The 8,337-nt window shown below is 68.1% G+C and carries 8 protein-coding genes; 4 read left to right on the top strand and 4 right to left on the bottom strand.

The window, feature by feature from the left end; genetic code table 11:
• Nucleotides 1-29 precede the first annotated feature (29 nt).
• Nucleotides 30-761, top strand: a complete 732-nt coding sequence (locus ACYP5B_RS14700) for a response regulator transcription factor (protein ID WP_318235225.1) — start codon at nucleotides 30-32, stop codon at nucleotides 759-761.
• Nucleotides 758-2,275 (top strand): sensor histidine kinase, encoded by a 1,518-nt coding sequence (locus ACYP5B_RS14695; protein ID WP_400096557.1) that lies wholly within the window; start codon nucleotides 758-760, stop codon nucleotides 2,273-2,275. The genes ACYP5B_RS14700 and ACYP5B_RS14695 overlap by 4 nt, the downstream gene beginning before the upstream one ends.
• A 12-nt stretch (nucleotides 2,276-2,287) precedes the next feature.
• Here the strand turns inward: ACYP5B_RS14695 and ACYP5B_RS14690 are convergent, their stop codons facing one another.
• Nucleotides 2,288-3,187 (bottom strand): LysR family transcriptional regulator, encoded by a 900-nt coding sequence (locus tag ACYP5B_RS14690; protein ID WP_400096558.1) that lies wholly within the window; start codon nucleotides 3,185-3,187, stop codon nucleotides 2,288-2,290.
• 187 nt (nucleotides 3,188-3,374) lie between these two features.
• Here ACYP5B_RS14690 and ACYP5B_RS14685 point away from each other — a divergent pair, with 187 nt between their 5' ends.
• Nucleotides 3,375-3,815 (top strand): DoxX family protein, encoded by a 441-nt coding sequence (locus ACYP5B_RS14685; protein ID WP_400096559.1) that lies wholly within the window; start codon nucleotides 3,375-3,377, stop codon nucleotides 3,813-3,815.
• A gap of 32 nt (nucleotides 3,816-3,847) precedes the next feature.
• Here ACYP5B_RS14685 and ACYP5B_RS14680 read toward each other — a convergent pair whose 3' ends face one another.
• The 3 genes from ACYP5B_RS14680 to ACYP5B_RS14670 are packed head-to-tail and all read right to left on the bottom strand — an operon-like array spanning nucleotide 3,848 to nucleotide 6,813.
• Nucleotides 3,848-5,182 carry an MFS transporter gene (locus tag ACYP5B_RS14680; RefSeq protein WP_459570200.1) on the bottom strand — a complete coding sequence of 445 codons (1,335 nt, stop codon included), beginning with the start codon at nucleotides 5,180-5,182 and terminating at the stop codon, nucleotides 3,848-3,850.
• Nucleotides 5,179-6,276 carry an MBL fold metallo-hydrolase gene (locus ACYP5B_RS14675; protein WP_400096561.1) on the bottom strand — a complete coding sequence of 366 codons (1,098 nt, stop codon included), beginning with the start codon at nucleotides 6,274-6,276 and terminating at the stop codon, nucleotides 5,179-5,181. Before ACYP5B_RS14675 ends, ACYP5B_RS14680 begins: the two co-directional genes overlap by 4 nt.
• Before the next feature lie 33 nt (nucleotides 6,277-6,309).
• Complete coding sequence (locus ACYP5B_RS14670) at nucleotides 6,310-6,813, bottom strand: ester cyclase (protein WP_400096562.1); 504 nt, start codon at nucleotides 6,811-6,813, stop codon at nucleotides 6,310-6,312.
• 412 nt (nucleotides 6,814-7,225) lie between these two features.
• Between ACYP5B_RS14670 and ACYP5B_RS14665 the strand changes: the two genes are divergently transcribed.
• Nucleotides 7,226-8,290: a collagen-like triple helix repeat-containing protein gene (locus tag ACYP5B_RS14665; RefSeq protein ID WP_400096563.1), complete on the top strand. Its 1,065-nt coding sequence runs from the start codon at nucleotides 7,226-7,228 to the stop codon at nucleotides 8,288-8,290.
• The last annotated feature ends 47 nt before the right edge of the window (nucleotides 8,291-8,337 follow it).

Below are 8,337 nucleotides of genomic sequence, written 5' to 3'. Positions count from 1 at the left end.
GCGAGCCGGCTCGCGCCCCTAGGCTGAACATGGATCACCCAAAGCGCATCCTGATCGTCGAAGACGACGTCGACATCGCCAACGTACTGAGCCTGCACCTGCGCGACGAACGCTATGAAGTCGTGCACAGCGCCGACGGCAACGAAGGCCTGCGCCTGCTGGCGCAGGGCAACTGGGACGCGCTGATCCTCGACCTGATGCTGCCCGGCGTGGACGGGCTGGAGATCTGCCGGCGCGCCCGCGCCATGACGCGCTACACGCCGATCATCATCACCAGCGCGCGCTCCAGCGAAGTCCACCGCATCCTCGGCCTCGAGCTAGGCGCCGACGACTACCTTGCCAAGCCGTTCTCGGTGCTCGAACTGGTGGCCCGCGTGAAGGCGCTGCTGCGGCGCGTGGATGCAATGGCCAAGGACTTGCGGATCGACGCGGGCAGCCTGGAGCTCGGCGGCCTGTCGATCGATCCGCTCACGCGCGAGGCCAGCGTGGACGGCCGGCGCATCGAGCTCACCCCGCGCGAGTTCGACCTGCTGTATTTCTTCGCCCGGCATCCGGGCAAGGTGTTCTCGCGCATGGACCTGCTCAACGCCGTCTGGGGCTACCAGCACGAGGGCTACGAACATACCGTCAACACCCATATCAACCGGCTGCGCACCAAGATCGAGGCCGACCCGGCGCAGCCCAGCCGCATCCTGACCGTGTGGGGCCATGGGTACAAACTCGCGTCGGGCCCGGCGGGAACGCAAGGAGGCACGCCGTGAGCCTTGATCTCGGACTGAACCTGGGCCGGCGCCTGACCCTGACGCAGCGGCTGTCGCTCGTCTTCTCCGTGCTGCTGCTGGCCTGCTGCGGCGCCTCCGCGTGGCTGCAGGTGCGCTCCAACGACATGCGCGAGAAAGAGGTCATCCAGGACCTGTCGCGCGGGCTGGCCAGCCACATCGCGCGCAACGCGTCGCTGATGGACGCCAATGGGCTGAAGCCGGACGCGCTGCGCCGCCTGTTTGGCCAGCTGATGGTGGTGAACCCGAGCGTGGAGGTGTACCTGCTGGACAGCCAGGGCCGGATCCAGGGGCACGACGCGCCGGCCGGGCACCTGCAGCGCCAGCAGGTGGACCTGAAGCCGGTGCAGCGCCTGCTGGCCGGCGAGCCCCTGCCCATCCTCGGCGACGATCCGCGCAGCGCGGGCGGGCGCAAGGTGTTCAGCGCCGCGCCGTTGCGCGCGGGCGGCGCCGAGCCCTCGGGCTATATCTACGTGGTGCTGCTGGGCGAGGCGCATGATGAACTGGCGGCGCGCGCCTCCGCCAACTCGGTGCTGCGCACCACGCTGTGGTCAATGGGGCTGGTGGCGCTGCTGGGCTTGCTCGCGGGCCTGATGGCGTTCGGGCTCATCACCCGGCCGCTGCGCCGCCTGACCGAGGCGATGCGGCGCTTTGACGCCGACGGCGCGCCGCAGACGCAGCCGCGCGTGCCGCGCTCGCCATCCGGTAACGCGCGCGATGAAATCGTCGCGCTGGAAGCGGCTTTCGCGCAAATGGCGGACCGCATCGCCGAGCAATGGCGCGCGCTGACCAAACAGGACCAGGAGCGGCGCGAGCTGGTCGCCAACATCTCCCATGACCTGCGCACGCCGCTGACTTCGCTGCACGGCTACCTGGAAACGCTGTCGCTCAAGGCCGACACGCTCAGCGAGGCCGAGCGCCAGCGCTACCTGGCCATCGCGCTGGCGCAAAGCGTCAAGGTGGGGCGGCTGGCGCAATCGCTCTTCGAGCTGGCGCGGCTGGAGCACGGCATCGTCCAGCCGGCGCTGGAGGATTTTTCCCTGGTGGACCTGGTGCAGGACGTGTTCCAGAAGTTCGAGCTGCCGGCCGAGGCGCGCCATGTGCGGCTGCGCGCCGGCATTCCGCAGCGCCTGCCCGCTGTCACGGCCGATCTCGGCATGATCGAGCGCGTGCTGACCAACCTGCTGGACAACGCGATCCGCCATACGCCGGCCGAAGGCGCCATCGATGTCGATCTCGCCCTGCGCGACGGCAAGGTGGCGGTCACCGTCAGCGATACCGGCCCGGGCATTCCGGCGGAGCTGCGCGAGAGCCTGTTCCAGCGGCCATTCAGCGCCGCTGGCGCGCATCGCGGCGGCGGGCTGGGCCTGCTGATCGTGCAGCGCATGCTGCAGCTGCATCACAGCCAGATCCGGCTGGTGGAGCGCGCCGGCAGCGGCACGGTGTTCAGCTTCGAGCTGCCGGTGTCCGGCGTCGCTGCCGGCAATGCCCGCTAGCCGCGGGAAGCATCAGTCCGCGGCCTGGCCGGAGAAGCGCTCGATCAGCCACGAGGCGGCCGGGCCGGGCGGCGTGTCGGTCCGGTAGATCGCATCGAAGGAGTAGAGGTTGCTGTGACAGTCGGGCAGGTCGAGCAGCACCAAGCGGCCCGAGTCGAGATCCTCCTGCACCATGGGCACCGGCATATTGCCCCAGCCGATGCCTTCGCGCAGCAGCATGTGCTTGGCGCCAAGATCGGCCAGCCGCCAGGTGTGCGCGCTGATCACCGCGAAATCAATGCCACGCGTCAGCGCCGAGCGGTCAGACAGCACCAGTTGCACATGATGCCGCCCGGCACCCGGCGGATTTGGCTTGCCACGGGCCAGCGGATGGCCCGGCGCCGCCACAGGCCGCAGCATCACGTCGCCGATCCGGATGCGCTCGATCCCCGCCACGCCCGCGCTGATCGGCCCGCTGACGCCAATGGTGGCCGCGTGGTCCAGCACCAGTTGCGTCACCGCGCCAAGCGCCTCCATGTGCAGGTGCAGCGCTACCGTAGGAAATGCCTCGCGGAAGCCCTTCAAGGCGTCCACCACCCGCGCAGCCGGCAACATCACATCTAGCACCAGATGCACCTCGGCCTCCAGGCCTTGCAGCAGGCCCTTGACCTTCGCGCGCAGCCCGTCGATGCCCATGGTGACCGTGCGCGCCTCGGCCAGCACGGTGCGGCCCGCCTCGGTCAGTTGCGGCTTCCTGGTGGTCTTGCGGTCGAACAGCGCCACGCCGAGCTGGTTCTCCAGGTTGGCGATCGTATAGCTGATGACCGAGGTTGCCCGGCTGAGCTTGCGGGCCGCGCCGGCAAAGCTGCCGACATCCACCACGGTCAGGAACACCTTGAGTTGATCCAGTGTGGGCGTACCGGGATTTGGCATCTTATCGATTTTATCGAACGTATCGATCCATATTATCCCAGTTTCGCGCACGTAAAAAGCCGCCTACATTGATCTCCATCGGTTGCAGCACCTGAATCCGAGCCTGAACCCGAGCCTGAACCCGAACCCTGATCCCTGACTAAACCGGCCTGCCATGACCGCTGGCCGCATCGAATGGAGAACCACCATGTCCCAAGCCGCTCAACTTAACGCCCAGGTCCGTCCCCTGTCCGATTCCCCCGCCGCAGCCGGCGTGGCCTTGCTAGGCCGTGTGCTGGTGAGCGCCATCTTCCTGCTCTCCGGCGCGTCCAAGCTGGCCGCGCCCGCCGCCATGATCGGCTACATCCAGTCGGTAGGCCTGCCGCTGCCGCAGGTGGCGCTGGCCATTGCCATCGTCGTGGAAGTGGCGGGCGGCCTCGCGCTGGTCCTGGGATACCGTACTCGCCTGGTGGCGGCCGTGCTCGCCGTCTTCAGCGTGGCGACCGCGCTGGCTTTCCACGCTAACCTGGCGGACCAGAACCAGTTCATCCACTTCTTCAAGAACATCGCCATGGCCGGCGGCCTGCTGCAGATCGCCGTCTACGGTGCAGGCCGCTTCAGCCTGGATGCGCGCCGCCGTAGCGCCTGAAGCACCCGACGCGGCCGAAGCGCCTGACGTACCTAGCGTGCCCCGTGCGCAGCCATGCGCATGGGAAACGCCATCACGAAAAGCAGCGCGGCCAGCACTAGCGCCGCGCTGAGGATGTACAAGCTATAGGTGAAGCCGCCGGTGGCCGCCTTGATGGCGCCCACCATGACCGGCGCCACCAGGCCCGCGCTGCTGCCGATCGTGCTGATCATGGCGATGCCGGCAGCCGCGCCGCGGTCCGCCAGGATGCTGCCGGGCACGGACCAGAGAATCGTGAAGGCGCTGGAGATGCCCGCCGCCGACACCGCCAGGCACAGCACCGCGGCCAGCGGGTTGTGCATGAACAGCGTGGTGAGCGACAAGCCCAGCGCGCCAACCAGCGCCGCCCCCGCAAAATGCCAGCGCCGCTCTCCCGTGCGGTCCGAGTGGCGCCCCACGACGATGGACGCCGCGATGCCGGTAACCGCCGGCACCACCGCATAGAAGCCCACCTGCAATACGCTCAGTCCCATCATCTTCAACAGCGTGGGCTGCCAGAACGACAAGGCATAGATGCCCAGGATGGCAAGGAACGAGATCAGGCCGAGCATCCACACGCGCCGGTCGCGCATCGCGGCGCCGAAGCCATGGGTCGCGCGCATGCCGTTGGCGGCCTGGTCCTCTTCCAGCAGCCGGGCGACGCGCTGCCGCTCAGGGGCGCTGAGCCACCGTGCCTGCGCCGGGCCGTCCGACAAGATGAAGAAGGCCAGGATGCCCAGCAGCGCGCTCGGGATCCCCTCCAGCAGGAACAGCCATTGCCATCCCTGCAAGGACCACGCGCCATTGAGGAACGTCATCACCAGGCCCGCCAGCGGCCCGGCCACGATCGGCGCGGCGCCGTAGGCCATGAAGAACAGCGCTGTCACCTGTGCCCTGCGGCGCGACGGGTACCAGAGCGTGAAGTAGAACAGCACCCCCGGCGCAAAGCCGGCCTCCAGCACCCCGATCAGGAACCGCAGCGCATAGAACTGCGCAGGCGTGCTCACAAAGATCATGGCCGCGCACGCCAGCCCCCACAGGCCCATGATGCGCAGCAGCGTGGCCCGCACGCCGATCTTCGCGAGCATCAGGTTGCTGGGCACCTCGAACAGCGCATAGCCGAGAAAGAAGATGCTCGCGCCCAGGCCGAAGACGGCATCGCCAAAGCCAAGGTCCTCCCGCATCTGCAACTGCGCATAGCCAACGTTGGTGCGGTCCAGGTAGTTGAAGACATAGCAGACGCACAGCAGCGGCAGCAGCCGCCAGGTGATCTTGCGGTAGAGGTCAGCGTCGCTTGCGAGATCGGCGGCAGCCGCGCCGGCGGGCTTGGCGAGGGTGGCGGTGTTCATTGCGCGGGCCCCCATTCTGGCTGGGTGCTGGCCAATTGGCCGAACGCGGTCTCGCCCCACAGGTGGCTTGACGGCGCGCCGGGAAAGAGCCAGTACGGCGTGCACTCGGACGACGGCACAACGTTGCTGAACGGATGCGCCTGCGACGCGCCCGCGATGGTTTTCTCCAGCACCATGGACAGGTACTGGTCGTTGCTGCCCTCCTGCGTATTGCCGTTCAGGACCACTTCCGCCCCGGTGGCGCGCGCAAAGCGCCGGATGCCGTTGTGGCGCGAATGCTCGGGCGACCAGCTATCCGCGGATACGCCGTTCTCGCTGCTCACGCGGATGCCGTCCGGCGTGCGATAGACCAGCGAGTGATTGCCTTCGGTGTGTCCCGGCGTGTGTACCAGCGCCAGGCCCTGGCCCAGGTGCACGCTGCCGTCGAAGGCGACGATGCGCTCCTGCGGCACGTCAGCGAGGCCATTGGGGCAGTACCAGTCGGCCTGCACCGGCAGCAGGCCGTGCACGCTGGCCAGTTCCTGCCGGTGGACCAGAAGCTTCGCATTGGGCAGCAACCCGCGGCTCGCGCCGCAGCCGAGCCAGCGGCGCACGTCCTGCGTGTGCAGGTGATCGTAGGTGATGTAGTCGATCTGCTCCGGCGCCACGCCGCAGCGCGCCAGCGCTTGCAGCACGGTGCCGTAGACGGGCGCGATGGTGCTGTGCAGGAACTGCGGCGTCTGCGTGCTCATGCGCTTGAAGTAGGGCGTCTCGGCGCCGGCCTCGAAGTCCGCTGGCGTGAAGAGCAGCGTGCGCAGGCATCCAGCGAAGTCCTCGTACTGGATCAGCACCATGCGCGACAGCAGGTGGATCAGGTGGGGCTTGAGCATCTGCTGCGAGTACACGCCGTTGAAGGCGTACCAGGCCGGGTACGGAACCCGCAGCAGGTTGAAACTGCGCGCGAACCGTACCGGCGGCGCTTCCAGGAACTGTTCGCGGAAGCGTTCGCCAACGCGCCGCAGCGCGCGCAGGCGGTCTTGCGGCGCGCTGGCGCTGCGGGCGCCGTCAAAGTCGGAGATCGGCAACAGGCCGGTCGGATCGGGTTCGCGTTTCATGCTTTGTCTCCTGTGGTCTTTCTTCTTTTTTATCTATGCGGCTTCGGCCTGGCGCGCTTCGGGCTGGCCCAGCAGGCCGCCGATCAGTTGGGGCAGCATGTCCGGCGGCGTGCCGGCCAGCAACTGGCGCAGCATCGTCAGCGTGTCGAAATACACGCGCTCGCAGACCAGGCGCTCCCCCTCGAAGATGAACAGCGCGATCATGCGGCAGCGAAACGCATTGCCCGTCGGCGGCAAGCCGCGCAACGGGCCGCGGTGCGTGCCCAGCAGCCAGAACTCGACGATCACGGCATCCTCCGTGTGGCGCAGCTGGATGATCTCGTGGCGCTGGTCGGGGAAGGCCAGGCGGCTGTCGATGTAGTACTGGCGCACGGTGTCGATGCCGTCATGCACTTCGCCGCTGGGGATCAGCTCGTAGTGCGGGTGCGGGAAGGTGGCGAGCACGGCGTCGAAATCCTGGCGGGTCTCGTCGGCGAAGTGGTCAAGCACCAGGCGCTCGCGGCGCGCCTTGAGATCGGGGGAGAGGGTTGCGGTCATGCTGAAAGCTCCGTGGCGGGCAATCTGCGGAACACTGCGGCCGATGCCGCAATCCGTTGCCTGGAACGATTATCTGCAGCGCACCGGCGCAAGACTGTCGCCGCTTGGCAGTTGCCGATCCGGATAAACCCCGGGTCTGGCGTGCGTGTGAGGCATCGATTTTTCCGCCTGGTGGGCGGCGCTGCCGGTGGGAGCGTTACGTAACGCGTAACGGAACAGGCTGGCGAACGGCGCGATTCAAACGCGCGGTCTTGCGCTTGTGGATTCCCCGCAAAGCCATTGCGCACGCGGGTTTCCGGGCTACGCATGTGGTCACGCAGTGCACGGGGAAAAGCGCGTTTAACGTCGGGCATAAGTATTGCGTCTTCGCCACGACTTGACGATTAAACGCAATAACCAGAGAGGTCTGACCGTGCGGAATCAGCAATATTTCCTTGGTATCACATTGGGTGCGTTGGTGCTGCTTGGCGGCTGTGCCAACGGATCCGACGGCGCGATTGGCAAGTCAGGCGCCATAGGGCCGACGGGCGATTCGGGAGGCGCGGGCAACACCGGTGCCACGGGCGCGGCAGGTAGCGCGGGCGCCAAGGGCGACGCGGGGGCTACGAGCGCCACGGGGACGAACGGCGCGGGTGGCGCTACGGGCGCCACCGGTCCCGTGGGCGGTACGGGACCCACCGGCGCAACCGGTGCCACCGGCGGCACGGGACTCACCGGCGCGACCGGTCCCTCGGCGCTCAATCAACTCGGCACGGCCATCAGCGGCGTGGGCGGCGCAGTCGGCGCCGTGGGCACCGGCCCGCTGGCCGCCGTCACCACGCCCGTGGGATCCATCGTCAGCCAGGTTGGCCAGGTCGCGGGTGGCGCGGGGCCGCAACTCATCACCGATCCGGTGACCCAGGTCACGGGCACCCTCGGCCAGGCGATCGTTCCGCTGACCTCCACGCTGACCGGCGCCACGCAGTCCCTCGGCGCAGCTACCGGCCTGGGTTCCGTCGTCGATAATTTGCTGCGCACTGTTGGCGGCACGGTGAGCACCGTCGGCACTACCGTCACGCAGACCAATGCGCCGGTGGTGCCCAGCCTGGGTGGCATCGTGGCGTCCACCGGCAACACGGTTTCCGCGCTGGGCGGGCTGGCCAACGCTCCCGCGGGCGGCACTGGCAACAACCCGCTGGCGCCGGTCACGAACCTGCTTGGCGGACTGCCCGGTGGCCTCGCACCAGGCAATGCGCCGACGTCGGGCCTGCTCGCACCGGTCACCAGCCTTCTCAACAACACCCTCGGCACGGTGACGCACGCCACGGGCAGCGGCGGCGGCGCGCTGCCTGGCGCCCTGCCTGGCTCGCTGACCAATGCACTGGCGCCGGTCACCAACGTGGTGGCAGGGGTGACCGGCACGGCGGGCTCCGGCAACGCGGGCACGGGTGGCGTGCTCGGCGGACTGCTTGGCGGGCTGGGCGGCACCAAGCCCTGATACGCCAGCGTCATGCAAAAAGCCGGCGCCATGGCACCGGCTGAGAC

The organism is Cupriavidus sp. 8B (assembly GCF_054589115.1).
The sequence above is the reverse complement of the archived record's forward strand: the minus strand, read 5'-3'. Positions and strand labels throughout refer to the sequence as shown.